The 15,138-nt window shown below is 27.3% G+C and carries 13 protein-coding genes and 2 tRNA genes; 10 read left to right on the plus strand and 5 right to left on the minus strand.

Annotation, left to right across the window (positions count from 1 at the left end):
* Positions 1-91 precede the first annotated feature (91 nt).
* Entirely contained in the window at positions 92-514 is a 423-nt protein-coding gene (locus GQX97_RS02655; protein WP_157150408.1) for a response regulator transcription factor, read from the plus strand.
* Between the two features lie 6 nt (positions 515-520).
* Here GQX97_RS02655 and GQX97_RS02660 read toward each other — a convergent pair whose 3' ends face one another.
* Positions 521-1,306: a hypothetical protein gene (locus GQX97_RS02660; RefSeq protein ID WP_157150409.1), complete on the minus strand. Its 786-nt coding sequence runs from the start codon at positions 1,304-1,306 to the stop codon at positions 521-523.
* A gap of 20 nt (positions 1,307-1,326) precedes the next feature.
* Positions 1,327-1,689 (minus strand): hypothetical protein, encoded by a 363-nt coding sequence (locus tag GQX97_RS02665; protein WP_157150410.1) that lies wholly within the window; start codon positions 1,687-1,689, stop codon positions 1,327-1,329.
* Between the two features lie 168 nt (positions 1,690-1,857).
* Here GQX97_RS02665 and lysA point away from each other — a divergent pair, with 168 nt between their 5' ends.
* Positions 1,858-3,096: a diaminopimelate decarboxylase gene (gene lysA / locus GQX97_RS02670; protein WP_157150411.1), complete on the plus strand. Its 1,239-nt coding sequence runs from the start codon at positions 1,858-1,860 to the stop codon at positions 3,094-3,096.
* 242 nt (positions 3,097-3,338) lie between these two features.
* On the opposite strand, the gene GQX97_RS02675 is transcribed toward lysA, so the two are convergent.
* Positions 3,339-3,743 (minus strand): metal-dependent transcriptional regulator, encoded by a 405-nt coding sequence (locus GQX97_RS02675; RefSeq protein WP_157150886.1) that lies wholly within the window; start codon positions 3,741-3,743, stop codon positions 3,339-3,341.
* A 222-nt stretch (positions 3,744-3,965) separates the two neighbouring features.
* Between GQX97_RS02675 and GQX97_RS02680 the strand changes: the two genes are divergently transcribed.
* The 6 genes from GQX97_RS02680 (at position 3,966) to GQX97_RS02705 (ending at position 7,609) form a co-directional block, all read left to right on the plus strand.
* Positions 3,966-4,048, plus strand: a tRNA-Ser gene (locus tag GQX97_RS02680).
* Between the two features lie 25 nt (positions 4,049-4,073).
* Positions 4,074-4,146: transfer RNA gene (locus tag GQX97_RS02685), tRNA-Arg, on the plus strand.
* A gap of 14 nt (positions 4,147-4,160) precedes the next feature.
* The gene (locus GQX97_RS02690; RefSeq protein WP_157150412.1) at positions 4,161-4,721 is read left to right on the plus strand and encodes an HAD family hydrolase; all 561 of its coding nucleotides are present in this window, start codon (positions 4,161-4,163) and stop codon (positions 4,719-4,721) included.
* Entirely contained in the window at positions 4,687-5,253 is a 567-nt protein-coding gene (lptC, locus tag GQX97_RS02695) for an LPS export ABC transporter periplasmic protein LptC (RefSeq protein ID WP_157150413.1), read from the plus strand. The genes GQX97_RS02690 and lptC overlap by 35 nt, the downstream gene beginning before the upstream one ends.
* A gap of 46 nt (positions 5,254-5,299) precedes the next feature.
* Positions 5,300-6,586 (plus strand): LptA/OstA family protein, encoded by a 1,287-nt coding sequence (locus tag GQX97_RS02700; protein WP_157150887.1) that lies wholly within the window; start codon positions 5,300-5,302, stop codon positions 6,584-6,586.
* Between the two features lie 9 nt (positions 6,587-6,595).
* The gene (locus tag GQX97_RS02705) at positions 6,596-7,609 is read left to right on the plus strand and encodes a hypothetical protein (RefSeq protein WP_157150414.1); all 1,014 of its coding nucleotides are present in this window, start codon (positions 6,596-6,598) and stop codon (positions 7,607-7,609) included.
* Here the strand turns inward: GQX97_RS02705 and GQX97_RS02710 are convergent, their stop codons facing one another.
* Positions 7,610-9,844 carry a transglycosylase SLT domain-containing protein gene (locus tag GQX97_RS02710; RefSeq protein ID WP_157150415.1) on the minus strand — a complete coding sequence of 745 codons (2,235 nt, stop codon included), beginning with the start codon at positions 9,842-9,844 and terminating at the stop codon, positions 7,610-7,612.
* A 152-nt stretch (positions 9,845-9,996) separates the two neighbouring features.
* The gene (locus tag GQX97_RS02715; RefSeq protein WP_157150416.1) at positions 9,997-10,686 is read right to left on the minus strand and encodes an L-fuculose-phosphate aldolase; all 690 of its coding nucleotides are present in this window, start codon (positions 10,684-10,686) and stop codon (positions 9,997-9,999) included.
* Positions 10,687-11,119: 433 nt separating this feature from the next.
* Between GQX97_RS02715 and GQX97_RS02720 the strand changes: the two genes are divergently transcribed.
* Entirely contained in the window at positions 11,120-13,768 is a 2,649-nt protein-coding gene (locus GQX97_RS02720) for a calcium-translocating P-type ATPase, PMCA-type (protein ID WP_157150417.1), read from the plus strand.
* A 179-nt stretch (positions 13,769-13,947) separates the two neighbouring features.
* Positions 13,948-15,126: a galactokinase gene (galK, locus tag GQX97_RS02725; RefSeq protein WP_157150418.1), complete on the plus strand. Its 1,179-nt coding sequence runs from the start codon at positions 13,948-13,950 to the stop codon at positions 15,124-15,126.
* Positions 15,127-15,138: the final 12 nt, after the last annotated feature.

Below are 15,138 nucleotides of genomic sequence, written 5' to 3' on the forward strand. Positions count from 1 at the left end.
AAATATGTAATTGACAAAACCGTAATAATGTAATACTATATTATGCGTTATATTTAAAAAATTATTTACTTATATTTTTGGAGAATTAATTATGGCAACAGCTCCATTGGGTGTTAATAATAAAAATGGTAAACAATATAAAGTTATGCTAGTAGATGATTCTAGTATTATAAGAATAGCAGAAAAAAAGATATTACTTTCAGAAAATTTTAATGTTGTTATGGAAGCAGACAGTGCTATGGCAGCTTTGAAATATTTAAGAGAAATACCAGATAAACCTGATATTATAATGCTTGATTTTGAAATGCCTCAGATGAATGGTTTAGATTTACTTAAAAGAATAAGAGCGTTAAATTATGAAGGTAAAATAGTTGTTGTTACTTCGCATACCAATAAAGATACTTTTATGGAATTTGTAAATCTTAAAGTAGATACATATATTGCAAAACCAATTCAGCGTCAGATAATAATTGCACATTTGGCAAGAATACTTGAAAGATATGATTATCTCTAATAATATTTAATTATTATTTAGTTCTATAATGATATCAACTTCTGTTAATGAGCATTTTAATTGAGCTGCTATTTCCTTATTGCTAAGACCTTCTTTATGCAGTTTTAGTATATTATCATGTTTTGTTTTGTCATCTGTATTGTAGGTATTGTTTTTATCTTCTAAATTATTATTTTTGCTTAGGGTTATATTATTTTTTATAGTCATATCTAGTTGCTTTCTTAATTTTTCTATAGCTTCCTTTTTGCTGTTTTCTTTTATTCTTCTTATTTCGTCATACCTGCTAGTTTTTGTTTCTTCTTTTTGAGAGTTGTTTTCTATTTTTTGTTGTGTGTTCTCAGTTTGTTTATCTTCTTCTATTGTGATGTCTAAAATAGTATTTTCTTCGTTGTTAGTTTTTTCAATATTTTCATTACTCTCATTATTTTCATTATCTTCTATTTTTATGTCTAATATGTTTTTTTCATCTGCAGCAGATACATTATATTTCATTTTTATATTTGCATTTAAAGTAGCTTCTTTTTTTTCTTTTAATTCTTTAAGTTGAGGGTCTTTTTCATTTAGCTGTTTATTTAAATTATTAGCTCTAGTTATAGCATCTTCTAATAATGATATTCTACTTAATGCTATATTATTAAATTCTTTCACTAATGCTTCAATTTCATCTCTAGCTTTTTTTATAACCTCTTTTTCTAATCTTTCTCTAGCCTTCGAAACTATATATACATAAAATAAAGGTATCACAACTGCTAATATTATAACATTGATTATTATACTAATTAAGATTTGCATTTTTAAGAGTTATCCTATTTTTATCCAAATATATCTATTTTTAGCCCTTTACTTTGTTCTGTAAAAGATACTTCTTCTATTTCTATATTATTATTTTGGCTGTCATCATAATCTTGATTAAATATAGATTTCTTTTTATTTTTTTTCCTATATGACATATAGCCTTTATTTTTTTGCTCATCTTTTTTTTCTTTAATTTTAGTATCTTCAGAAACATTTTCTGATTTTACAACTGTAGAATCTTTTATATATGAATCTCTATGTATATCCTTATCTTCAGATTGCATGGCTATTGTTTTGGCTGCCATTCTTACATGTTCCATCCTGCCTATATGCGATTGCTGCATATAAAGCACTTGTAAGTCTAAAGGTGCTATAGGCATTTTTTAAAATCTCCGTATCTTATGCCATAAATTTATCCTATAATAATAAATATATATAATTTTTATTTTATTGCAAGTTAAAAATATAAGGCATAATAAAATCGTTGACTTTTATTCTATATGTAGTATCATAGCTTAACTTTAAATAGCAAAATAGGAGTTTATTAAATGATATACTATAAAGATAATATTTTAATGTGTGAAGATATTGAAATTAGAAATATTACAGATGTTTATAAGACTCCTTTTTATATATATTCAAAAAATGATATTTTAGAAAAGATTAGATTTTTAAAGAATGTGTTTTCTGATATAAAAGATCATTCTATAGTTTATGCTATTAAGGCGGAGAATAATTTATCTATATTAAAGATGATGATAGAAGAGGGGATAGGTGGCGATGTAGTATCTATTGGAGAGACTTTAAAATATATAAAAGCAGGCGGAAAAGCAGAGAATATAGTATTTTCTGGTGTTGCTAAAACGGAAGAAGAGATAAGAAAATCAATAGAATTAAATATAAAGCGTTTTAATATAGAATCTATTCCAGAGGCAATAAGAATAAACTCTATAGCAAAGGAATTAAAAAGAAGAGTAAAATGTTCTATAAGGGTTAATCCAAACATAGATGCCCATACACATGAAAAAATTACAACAGGAATTAACGGTAATAAATTTGGTATCAGTATCAAAACAATTAGAGAAAATGCTAATATATTAAAATCTTTAGATAATATAGAAATAGATTCATTATCTATGCATATAGGCTCTCAAATGGTTGATGCTGAACCTTTTTATAAGGCAATACTTGTAATGAGAGATTTGATATCAGAGGTTAATAGTTTAGGATTTAGCATTAAAAATATAGATATAGGCGGCGGATTTGGAGTAAGATACAATAGGGCACATTCTGGGTTTGATTTTGACAAGTTTACAAAAGATAGTATAAAACTTCTTAAAGAGATGAATCTTAGTGTTACTACAGAGCCCGGAAGATATTTTGTGGCTGAATCTGGTGCTTTAATAATGAGAGTTGAATATATTAAAGAAGAGCTTAGCAGAAAGTATGCTATTTTAGATGGCGGTATGAATGATTATGTTAGAGTTGCTATGTATGAAGCTTATAATGAAATAATGCCTTTAGTAAAAACTGATAAATATTCAAATTATGATTTTGTAGGTCCTATATGTGAGAGTTCTGATGTATTTGCTAATGACAGAGAATGTGAAACTCTTGAAGCAGGAGATTATGTTGCTTTGCTTGATGCGGGTGCTTATGGTTTTAGTATGGCTAGCAATTATAATTCTCGTCCATTAATATCACAGGTAATGATAGATAAAGATAAACATTATATTATAAGAAAAAGACAAAGCTTTGAAGATATGATAAAAGATGAAATAATATAATTTTTCTATCTATTTTAATTATTATAAATAAAGTTTGATTAAATATTTATATTATTTATAATATAATAGTATTTTTGTGATTATACATTAATAAAAAATGTATAATAATTATAATGGTTTTTTAAATTTATATTTTTAGTATATTACTTTTTTGTTATAAAGTTCCGTGTATTATCATAATTTATTTTTTGTCAATAAATATATTTATAAAATACTAATAATGTGAATTATATTCGATATTATCAATTTTGTTTGTTTAAAATATTTTCTTTTTTACAATAATCGCAGAGGAACTCTTTAAACTTATGTACCGTATCTCTGCTCATAGCATGTTCTATTAAACAAGCTTCTTCATCTGCTGTTTTTTCTTCTATATTTAGAACTTTAGTTAGAAAGTAATAAAATATTGCATGTCTTTCAGCTATATCTTTTCCTATAGCTCTTCCAGAATCAGTTAATTCTATATCTCCATAATGTTCATGTTTTATATGACCTAATTTTGATAATGTTTTTATAGCAGTATTAACGCTTGCTTTTGAGCGTCCAACTAAATCTGCTATATCAGTGATTCTAATAGCTTCTTTAGATTTTTTTTCTACTTCTAAATTGTAGATAGTTTCTAAATAATTTTCTAATATTGGTGTCATTTCTTGTTGTCTCATATAAATGATTTTAATATAAAAAATATATAAGTCAATATAAAATACATAATTTTTCATTTTTTGTAAAACTTTTATTAAAAATAAAGAATTATATTATTATTTTGTAATGAATTGTGTAAAAACAGAATATATTTGTAAATAATTTTTTATAAATAAAAACTTGAAATTTATTTTTAATATGTTATAATACATGACATATTTAATTTTGGAGAGTTCGTTCAATTGGTAGAGCAGCGGTCTTGAAAACCGCCGGGCTAACACCCATGTGGGTTCGAGTCCCACACTCTCCGATTTGCTTTGAGCTTCTTTAAATAAGGGGCTTTAGCTCATCAGGATAGAGCACTGGTTTCCTAAACCGGGTGGGCAGGTTCGAGTCCTGTAAGCCCCAATTACATTACAATCATGAATTTAAAACATTTTTTTTCCTACTATTTTAATCTTAAAAAACTCAAAAAAATCAAATTATTCGTTTTTGATATAGACGGCGTTATGACTGACGGAAAACTTATATTTGATGATAATGGTATAGAAAGTAAGTTTTTCAATACTTTAGATGGTATGGGTATAGTAATGGCATTAAAAGCTGGGATAAAAATTGCTATTATTACTGGAAGTAAGGCTAATTGTATAAAACAAAGATTTGATAAGTTTAAATCTCATGGCTTTGAAGATTTAATACAGGGTGAAGAGCATAAAATGCCTGCTCTTTTGACATTAATAGAAAAATATGGTTTAAAAGATGAAGAAGTTGCTTATATGGGGGATGATGTCATAGATTTAGCACCAATAAAATATGTTGGATTTTCTTTTGCACCAAAAAATGCTATAAGTGAAGTAAAAAAAAATGCTAATATAGTATTAGATAAAGAGGGGGGAAATGGTGCTGTAAGAATTGCTATAGATATGGTATTAAAAGCTAGGGGTGATTATGAAAAAATTATCAAAGAGTTTTATTCTTTTTAATATAATGATATTTTCTATAATATCATGTACCGATTTTAGCAAGATAGGTCAAAGTACTGGTGATGATAATTTTGAACATCCGCCTGAAATGGAGTTTTATGGTTTTAGAAGAGAAAGCTATATTACAAATTTTAAACAAATGGATATGTTTGCAACTAATGCTAAGTTTTATGACAGTAGGGCTTTAATAGAGTTATATGATTCACGTAATTATACTTATGATGCTGATGGCACTATTGCTGCTAGAGTATCAGGAGAGTTTGCAAAAATAAATAAAAATACTTTATATACAGAAATATTTACTAATGTTGTTGCAAAATCTTCTAATAATAGTACTCTATATACTGAGTATGTACAGTACGATCATGAGAAAAGTCATTTTAAAAGCCCTGTACCAATTAGAGTAGAGCAAGAAGATGGAAGTTGGCTTACTGGAAGCAGCATGGAAGGAGATGTTGCTATGGAAAACATTACTGTATATAATGAAAAAGATGAAGGTAATGCTATAGGAGTACCAATTGCTGAAGAGTAAACTTTTATATTCATTAATAATTTTATTTGTTTTAATATCTCAATTAATACCTCAATCTCAAAGAAGTGCTGATAAATTTACCTATGATAATAAAAATCAAGTATTTCAATATACAGGTAATTCTAGATTAGAAGATAAATCTGCCTTAATAACAAGCTATAAGATGACTTTTTATAAAGAAACAGAACTTGCCACATTTACAGGAAAGGTGAGGCTTTTAAGTAAAACTAATGGTTCTACAATAGATGCAGGATATGCTAGTTATAATGGTAAAACTAGATATGCATATGCTAGAAATAATCCAATACTTCGCTCATCTACAAACAATATGACAATAAAAAGTACTCTTATGGAGAGAGATTTCAATACTCCTTTAGCAAAAGCCATAAGCAATGTTCATCTTATACATATAGACAAAGAAAATGATAGAAGAACAGATGGATATTCTGATGAATTGGTTTATGATATGGATACGCAAATTTCTATATTAAAAGGAAATCCAAGACTTTATCAGGGAAATGATAGAATAGAAGGTGAGATATTAGAGTATAATGCAAAAACTTCCACTGCAAATGTAATGGGAAGAAGCAAAATATATATACTTCAAACTAATGATTATGTTCAAGGCGATGACAGTACTAATGAAAATAAAAGTAGTAAAGTTAGCAATTATAATGTTGTAACAGCAGACAGGCTTTTTTTAGATGAAAAAGGCGGGGAATATCAGACTAATAGATTTTTGTATGCTTATGGAAATGTTAATGCATATTTTTTTGAAGAGAATATGATACTTAAAGGAGGGTACATTATATATGATATGGATAATGAGCATATATATATGTATCAAGATCCTTCAGTTAGAATACCAGATAGAGGAATAATATCCTTTGGTGAGTGGATAGAATATAAAAGAGATGAAAAATTTAGAGATATTATATTTCATAATGATGTTGTTATGGTAGATTATGATGAAAGTATATCATTAGAGGGTGATTTACTTCATCTTGATCCTGACACTAAAGTTGCTACTGTGAGTGGTGCACCGCATGCTTATTTAGAGAATAGAAGTATGAAAATAACTTCAGTTACTATGCAGATATTTAATGATGATGAGAAGTTGAGGGCTAATGGAAATGTTAATGTTGAAATGAAGGATATGAACTCAAAAAGTGCTTGGGCTACATATTTTGATAAAGCTAAGTATTTAAGGTTATGGGGAGAAAATCCATATTTGGCACAAGATAAAAGTATTGTTAGAGGAAGAGAGATTAGATATTATATAGAAACTGAAAGAATAGAAGCATACGGTGTTAGCGGTTCTATGTCTGAGTGATTAAGCATTATGAAAAAAATATTTTTACTTACGCTAATATTTATACTTTTCTCTTGCAATAAACCAATGAAGCCTCTTAATAAAAATAAAGAATATATTGTAAATATTACATATGTTAAAGATAATAATATAGCGGCATTAAATCCATCAGATTTTTTTTATATTTTCAATTCAAAGCTTCCATTGTTAACTTATAATTTATTGGGCTATAAAATAAAATATGTATTAAAAGAAGGAATTAATGTTGAAGACTTTTACAAGAAAAATAGAAAACTTCTTAATAATAATATAGAGCTCTTTAAAAAAGATTATATTGATATAAAAAAAACAAGTAATAGTGTTTTAGCAAAAAATATTCTTTACTATTCTCTTTCTAATGAAACTTACGGAAGCTTAAAAACTTTATTTGATTATGATAGTTCTACAACTTCATTAGAAGAATTAGCTTCAAATATAGCACCTACTTTTAAACAAAATATATTAACACTCTGGAACACACCATTACAAGATAGAAAAAAATTATTAAGAGATGATATTGTGGCCATGTATACGGCACAGTATTGGCGAGTGATAGGAAGTGATTTAAAAGATTCTAAAATAGATTCACATCTTATAATAATAAATATGCCAATAACAGCAAACTATAAAGGAGTTGATGCTAAAGCTATATCTGAGGGCGGTGTTATAGATAGGTTAGTACTTGAAAATGAAAATATTGAAAACACAAAATCTTTAGCTGTAATTAGTACTTATCCATTTCTTTCTAACAATAAACTTTTTTCTTCACAAAGAGGTGTTGTGAAAATTGACAGCAGAACTTTAGATGATATATTTTCTTATTATATGCTTCAAACTGTTGCTATGATGTTTAATAAATATGATATACATACAGAAGAAAATCATTCTATTATGTCTGAAGTTAAAAACTTTAATTATATTGATTGGTATAATAATATTATAAATTATGAATTAAGAGCTCCATATAAGGGACTTAAATATTATAAAGACAGTATAAAACATTAATTAATTTTTATAATATCTGCTATAATACTCATAACTTTTCATTACTCTCTCAACATAAAACTCTGTCTCTTCTATGTCTATAAATCTTGCAGTGCGATACATATTATTTGTGCCGTATTCTCTTTTCCATCTGTTACCCCTTCCAGAACCAGCATTATAACTAGCAGCAACCAATGCATAATTACTAGCGTTTTGGTTTTGGAATAGCCAGCTTAAATGAGATATACCAATATTAATATTTTGTTTAGCATCTGTTAGGTTTAGAGGGTTATATCTGTATCTTGCTTTTTTATTTTCAGCAGCGGCAGTTGTAGGCATTAATTGCATAAGCCCCATTGCTCCAACATATGACCTTGCTTTTACATCAAATAAACTCTCTTCTCTCATTATAGAATATACAAAGTTTGGCTCTATTTTATAATATCTTGCTTCAGGTACAACATATTCATCAAAATATCTAGGATAAACATATTTTCTAAACTCATCTGGAAGCAAATCCACATTGTCATAATAATTATATCCAAAATACTTTCCTATATTAGCACAAATCTGCATAAATCTCTTTGTATTTAATGATGATTTGTATATCTTCTCAGCATAATAAAATAAAGGATAAGTTACCTGAGTTTTTTGATAAATACCATTAAACTCTCTATATGCATTATCCATATCCCCATAATAATATAATAATATAGGTTTATTAACTTCCTCTCTTGTCTGTAAAGATAATTCATTAAATATTTCATTTTCTTTTTTATTAGAATAAAAGTCCTGAACAAATTTATTTTGCATAAATATTTCTTTAGCTATTGCTCTTGCTTCTTTTACCAAATTATCTTCTTTTTTTGTTACTATATAATCTATAAACTGTATATTATTAAGCATCTGCATAGTTTTAGTATAATTTGAATCAGCATAATATTTTTTAGCTTCATTTAAATAGTAAGTATTACTTTGAGATACATAATTTACCATTTCAGGTGTTGCTAAACTTAAAGCCCCTTTTACATAAAAAGGATTTTTACTTTCTAGCAGGCTTTTCATTATATACTTATCTCTTATTTCAGTATCTCCTAATTCTTCAGCAGCCCACATATACCATGATAATACAAAGTCATGTCTATATTTTGGATATATCTTTTCTAATTCACTAATAGCATAATATGTTTCAGTTTTATTTTTTAATTTTAATGCCTTTCTTAAATAACTTTTTAATGAAAGTTCTGTATATCTATTGTTATGAAAGTTTTTTAATGTGTTTGTTAAATATTTTTTAGCTTCTGGAAGATTATTGCTGTTTAGGCTTATATTAATAAAGCTATTATAAATTCTTGGCACATAACTATCTTTTGGATAATTTCTTAAAAAAGTATTATATAATTCTCTTGCTTTAGTATAATTCTTTAATCTTTCATAATTATTAGCATTCCAATAAATTGCTAATTTTCTATACTCTTTATTATTAGTATTAGCAAGATATTCATTAAACAATGTAGAAGCACTTTCTCTATTTCCTGCTAATTGATTAATTCTTGCTTTATAATATGTTGAATTGTTTTTGTAGGCATTAAGATCTATAAGATTGTTAAAATATTTTAAAGCTGCAGTTCTATATCCTGCATCATATAACTCTACTGCTGCTTTATATTTTATATCATTATTAAACTTATATATTTCATCTTCAAAATTATTATTTAAATATATTAAAGCTTCTCTGTTTATATATCTTTTAGATAATTCTAATGCTATTAATTTAGCTTTATTAGTATCATCTGTTTCTCTCATTGCTCTTAAGCCAACGAACTCTTTTATCCATTTTTGTTTGTTGCTATTAAAAAAATTGCTTATAGGATAATCATCTTTATAGAACTCAGCTAATGCTTTATATTGTTCAGCAAATGGATATAATGATGATCTTGGGTATTCTTCCATAACTTTAGAATATAAATCTATTGCTTCATCATACATATTGGTGTTTAATGCACTTTTTGCTCCATAGTATATAATATAATCTCTTATTAATAAATCATTGCTGCTGTTAATTAGATTTGTAAATTGTGCGTATGCTTTTTTGTATTGTTTATCATTATATAATTTTAATGCACTGCCGTAATTTATTTTATTTTTTGATACAATATCTGGTATTTCTGCTTTTCCTTGAGCTCCTAATCCAGAAGTCATTATTATAATAATTAATTCAAAAAGTATAGCAAAGATAATAATCTTTTTTTTCATAAACACCTACTAATATATATTATATTAACTATATTATTTTATTATTTTTTCTCTCTTTTTGCAAATAATATTTAGATTATTTATGTGTAATTCTATTTAAGAATATTATAATTTTTTATTGGTATAAAAAATATGTTTATATTATTTTTTTGTTATTTCTTTTTAGAAGATTTGGAAGCTGTTTTTTTATGTTCAACGTTAAGTCCATAATTATTAAACTTAGCTAAAATTATTTCCATTTCGCTGTCTGATAAAACATTATAATCTCCAATGTTTCTAACACCAATATATAGTCTAGCTAGATTCTCTACTTCTATCATAACACTATATGCTTTTTCTAATGTTTCATCAGCTACTAAAAGCCCATGATTTTTTAATATACAAGCTTTATATCCTTTCATAACTTTTGAAATATTATCGCATAACTCTTGAGTGCCATAAGTTGCATATTCTGCACAAGGAATTTTTTTCCCTCCCGCAACAGCTACCATATAATGAATAGCTGGAATAGAGTCTACATTCAATATAGAAACCATAGAAGAATAAATAGCGTGATTATGTATTACAGCATTAAATTGAGGGTTATCTTTTAAAATTGATAAATGAAATCTCCATTCGCTTGAAGGTTTTTTGTTTTTTTCTGGATTTCCATTTCCATCTACAAAAACAATATCATTAGGTGTCATAATCTCATAAGGCATGCTAGTTGGTGTAATAAGCATACCATCTTTATATCTTATGCTAATGTTTCCAGATGTGCCTTGATTAACTCCATCTCTTCTCATATTTAAACAAGCTTCTATTATGCTTTTAGCTAAATCTTTTCTATTAAGAGCAGGCATTTTTTCTCCTTAAATTAAAATATCTTTAATGAGTATTTTTAAAAAGTTTATTAATTTTTATTTAAATTATTATATCATCTTTTTTATCTTTTTCTATATTTTGTTTATTTTAATTTATTGCAAAAGTTTTAAAATTATAAAATTTGATTTTTTAATATTTAATTAATATAAATTTGCTTGACATTATATAAATTATAGTTTATTATATATGCATACTCAGAGGGAGTAATTGACGTATATTTACGTGGCAAAGTCAACAATCGCAACTTCTAGAAAAAAATCCAACAAATAATAGAAGTTTGGCTAGCCTTAATTAATGAGACTCAGGTATAAATAAATTTTTAAAGTTAATACAAAATACTTTGATGATTTATTTATGCATGAGTCTTTTTTTATGCATTTTTTTACAGTTTATTATAAATGAGAGGTTGTTATGATAAATAGTTTTTTAGGAAAAAAAGAAGATATTCTTAAAGAGCTTAATGTTGACACCAAAATAGGTCTCACAAAAGAAGCTCAAAAATTAAGTTTAGAGAAGTATGGTGCTAATAGCTTTACCAAAGAGAAAAGTGCCACATTGCTTCAAAAAATATTAGAAGCATTAAAAGAGCCTATGATACTTATGCTTATATTTGCAGGTTTAATAGCAATAGGAGTAAACACTGTAGCATATTTTAATGGCGGGCATGCGGACTTTTTGGAATGTTTGGGTATATTTATAGCTATAAGCTTATCTATCACAATTACAATAGTGATGGAAGGAAAAAGTGCTAAGGCATTTGAGGCTTTAAATAGCATAAACGAAGATATTAGAGTAAAAGTTATAAGAGAAGGCAATATAGAGATAATAAATCAAAAAGATTTGCTTGTTGGAGATATTGCTTTCATAGAAACAGGAAACAAGCTTCCTGCAGACGGTAGGCTTATTGAAAGTGTATCGCTTAATATAGATGAATCTGCTTTAACAGGTGAAAGTGTTCCAGTAGAAAAAGATGCTGATGCTGTAATTACTGATGAAAAAACAGCGGTGGCAGATAGAATAAATATGGCTTATTCGGGTTCTTTCGTTACTACTGGTAATGGAAAAATGGTTATTACTGCGGTTGGAGATTCTACAGAGTTTGGTAAAATAGCAAGAGAGCTTTCTAAAACAAAAAGAACTTCAACACCTCTACAAGAGAAATTGGCAGAATTGGGTAAAAAAATAGCTTTACTTGGTATCACTGCTTCTATGATAGTATTTATAATTCAAGTAGTTAATCATATTAGACTTGGAACTGCTAATTTTGAAACTATATCTGAAGCTTTTATCACTAGTATAGTATTGATTGTTGCTTCTGTTCCAGAGGGACTTCCTACAATAGTAGCTGTGTCTTTATCTATTAATATTATAAAAATGGCTAGACAAAATGCATTAGTTAAAAAGATGGTTGCCTGTGAGACTATAGGAAGCGTTAATGTAATTTGTTCTGATAAAACAGGAACTCTTACAGAAAACAAAATGACATTAAATCAATTATTTGTTAATTGTACTTATGTGGAGCCTGAAAATATAAAAGATAAAAATATAATTAATAACTTTGCTATTAACTCTACAGCAGATATTGATTATAAAGAAGATGGGCAAATTAAGTTTTTGGGTAATCCTACAGAATGTGCTTTACTTGTGGGGGCTAAAAAGTCTGGTTTTGATTATAAAAGTATAAGAGAAAGTGCAAAAACAATATATGAATATCCTTTCTCATCAGAAACAAAAAATATGACTACTGTTGCCAAAATAGACGGTGAAAGCATTGTATTTACAAAAGGAAGTCCTGAAAAAATAATGGCTATGTGCAGTATCAGCAGTGAAGAGAAAAAATGTATAGAAGAGGCTATAGAGAAGTTTCAGGAGGAGGCAAAGAGGGTTATAGCATTTGCTCATAAGAAAGTTGATGATAATGTAGAGAATATAAGAGAAAAGCTTGAAAGCAATATGATATATGACGGTTTTGTTGCTATATCTGACCCTGTTAGAAAAGAGGTTTATGATGCGGTTGAGCAGTGCAGAAGTGCTGGTATAAACATAAAAATGCTTACAGGAGACAATATAGTTACAGCAAGGGCGATTGCAAGAGAATTAAAAATACTTGATGAAAATAGTATAGTTCTTGAGGCAAAAGACATAGATGCAATGGACGATAATACATTAAAACAGAATTTAAGTAAGATTTCTGTTATAGCGAGAAGCACACCTACAGTAAAAATGCGTGTTGTTAATGCCATAAAAGAGATGGGAAATGTTGTTGCAGTTACTGGCGATGGTATAAATGATGCTCCTGCTATAAAAAATGCCGATGTTGGTGTTGCTATGGGTATAACAGGTACAGAGGTATCAAAAGAGGCTAGCGATATAGTGCTTCTTGATGACTCATTTGCTACAATAGTTAAAGCAGTTCAGTGGGGACGCGGTATATATGACAATTTCCAAAGATTTATACAGTTCCAGCTTACTGTTAACTTTGCTTCTGTTGTAGTTGTATTGTTATCTACATTAACAGGATTTAAAGCTCCATTTACAGCTATACAGTTATTATGGATAAATATTATTATGGACGGACCTCCTGCTATCGCTTTAGGACTTGAACCTATTAGAAGCAATTTAATGAAAAGAAAGCCTATTAAAAGAAATGCCAATATTGTTACTTTAAGTATGCTTAGAAAAATTATATATTCTGGTACTGTTATGATTATACTATTTATGCTTCAAAGTAAACTTAATATATTAAATGTAAGCGATAATGAGGCTTCTACTGTATTATTTGTTATGTTTGTAATGTTTCAAATATTTAATTCTTTCAACAGCAGAGAATTAGGTTATGATAGTGTATTCAAACATTTCCTTGATAACAAATTAGTGCTTTTAAGTATGCTTGGTACTTTTGTATTACAGATATTAGCTACACAGTTTGCTGGTGCTTTCTTTAATACTGTACCTTTAAGTTTCTATACTTGGGTAAAAATCATTGCTTTATCTTTTGTAGTAATTATAGCATCTGAAATTTTTAAACTATGTGCTAAATTGTTTTTTGGAAAAAGATAAATTGTAAATACTATTTATAATTGACTTTTTAGGTTTTATATGTTATTTTTAACGGAATAAAAATGTATAAAAATATGTTAACTTTTTAATAATATTATCGATTATATTATCTGTTAAAAATAGTTGACTTTTTTAAAATTTATAATATAAATAACAAATAATTTAACTGAGAAGGTTATATGACACCAAAATTACATTTAAGATTAGTAGAAAGATTTAGAGATGTCTTTGGTCAAAAAGGCGAAGTAAAATTGTATTTTGCTCCGGGAAGACTAACTTTTATAGGAGAACTTATAGACTATTCAGGCGGGGATACTATTACAGCTGCTGTAGATAGAGGTACTTATTTAGTAGTTAGAAAAAGACCAGATAATAAAATCAATATTTATGGTCATTCATTTAAAGCAAAAAAATCATTTACTTTTAATGAATTAGAAAAGAATAAAGAAGATGAATGGGCTGTATATTTTAAGGGCGTTTTTTCAGTATTATTAGAAAGAGAATATAAAATAACTGGAATGGATATTTATGCATATACTGATTTGCCTTTTAATACTTCATTAGCTTCATCTAGTTCTTTATGTGCTTGTTTAACTTATGCTATTTTTGACATAAATGCTTTAGATAAAACTGATATTATAGAATTAGCTAAATTATCTTATGAAGGGGAGATAAAATATGCTTCTCATAGAACTTCATTAAGCGACCATATCACTATATTTTTAGGAAAAGAAAACAGTTTACTATTATTTAATATGTTTAAAATGAGCTATGAATATTTAGATATAAATTTAGGTGAATATTGTATAGCTGTAGTTAATAGTAATAAAAAAAGAACATCGAGTGACAGTGAATATAATGCTAGAAAGAGAGAATGTGATAATGCTTTAAAAAAGCTTAAAGAAAAAAAGTCCTCTATTAAATATTTATCAGATTTAAAGCCGAAAGATGCTGATTTTATTAAAGAAACTTTACAGAATAAAGAACAAAGAAGAGCTTTATATGTGTCTTCTGAAGAAGATAGGGTAAATCAAGCTGTAAAAGCTATAAAAAAAGGTGCAATTAAAGATTTAGCATCATTAATCTCAAAAACTCATGAGGGTTTAAGTAAGTTGTATGAAGTTTCTACTGCAGAGCAAGATATTTTAGTAGAGGAAGCTTCAAAAATGGATGGTGTAATAGGGGCACGTATGATTGGTACAGGTTTTGGTGGCGGAGTATTGATTGTACTTAAGAAATCTGAAGTTGAAAATGTAATAGAAGCTTTATATACTAATTATAAAGAGAAAACTAGAAGGGATGCTGATGTTTATATTGTAAAATCTACTAATGGCGTTAGAATACTCCCTATTGAATAATAATTGATACAT

Source organism: Brachyspira sp. SAP_772 (assembly GCF_009755885.1).
GTDB lineage: Bacteria > Spirochaetota > Brachyspiria > Brachyspirales > Brachyspiraceae > Brachyspira.

Excerpts from the sequence above, each read along its gene's own strand:
- GQX97_RS02665 (WP_157150410.1), bottom strand. The coding sequence starts at position 1,689 with ATGCCTATAGCACCTTTAGACTTACAAGTGCTTTATATGCAGCAATCG.
- GQX97_RS02655 (WP_157150408.1), top strand. The coding sequence starts at position 92 with ATGGCAACAGCTCCATTGGGTGTTAATAATAAAAATGGTAAACAATAT.
- GQX97_RS02715 (WP_157150416.1), bottom strand. The coding sequence starts at position 10,686 with ATGCCTGCTCTTAATAGAAAAGATTTAGCTAAAAGCATAATAGAAGCT.
- GQX97_RS02710 (WP_157150415.1), bottom strand. The coding sequence starts at position 9,844 with ATGAAAAAAAAGATTATTATCTTTGCTATACTTTTTGAATTAATTATT.
- GQX97_RS02705 (WP_157150414.1), top strand. The coding sequence starts at position 6,596 with ATGAAAAAAATATTTTTACTTACGCTAATATTTATACTTTTCTCTTGC.
- GQX97_RS02690 (WP_157150412.1), top strand. The coding sequence starts at position 4,161 with ATGAATTTAAAACATTTTTTTTCCTACTATTTTAATCTTAAAAAACTC.
- galK (WP_157150418.1), top strand. The coding sequence starts at position 13,948 with ATGACACCAAAATTACATTTAAGATTAGTAGAAAGATTTAGAGATGTC.
- GQX97_RS02675 (WP_157150886.1), bottom strand. The coding sequence starts at position 3,743 with ATGACACCAATATTAGAAAATTATTTAGAAACTATCTACAATTTAGAA.
- GQX97_RS02720 (WP_157150417.1), top strand. The coding sequence starts at position 11,120 with ATGATAAATAGTTTTTTAGGAAAAAAAGAAGATATTCTTAAAGAGCTT.
- lysA (WP_157150411.1), top strand. The coding sequence starts at position 1,858 with ATGATATACTATAAAGATAATATTTTAATGTGTGAAGATATTGAAATT.
- GQX97_RS02660 (WP_157150409.1), bottom strand. The coding sequence starts at position 1,306 with ATGCAAATCTTAATTAGTATAATAATCAATGTTATAATATTAGCAGTT.
- lptC (WP_157150413.1), top strand. The coding sequence starts at position 4,687 with ATGAAAAAATTATCAAAGAGTTTTATTCTTTTTAATATAATGATATTT.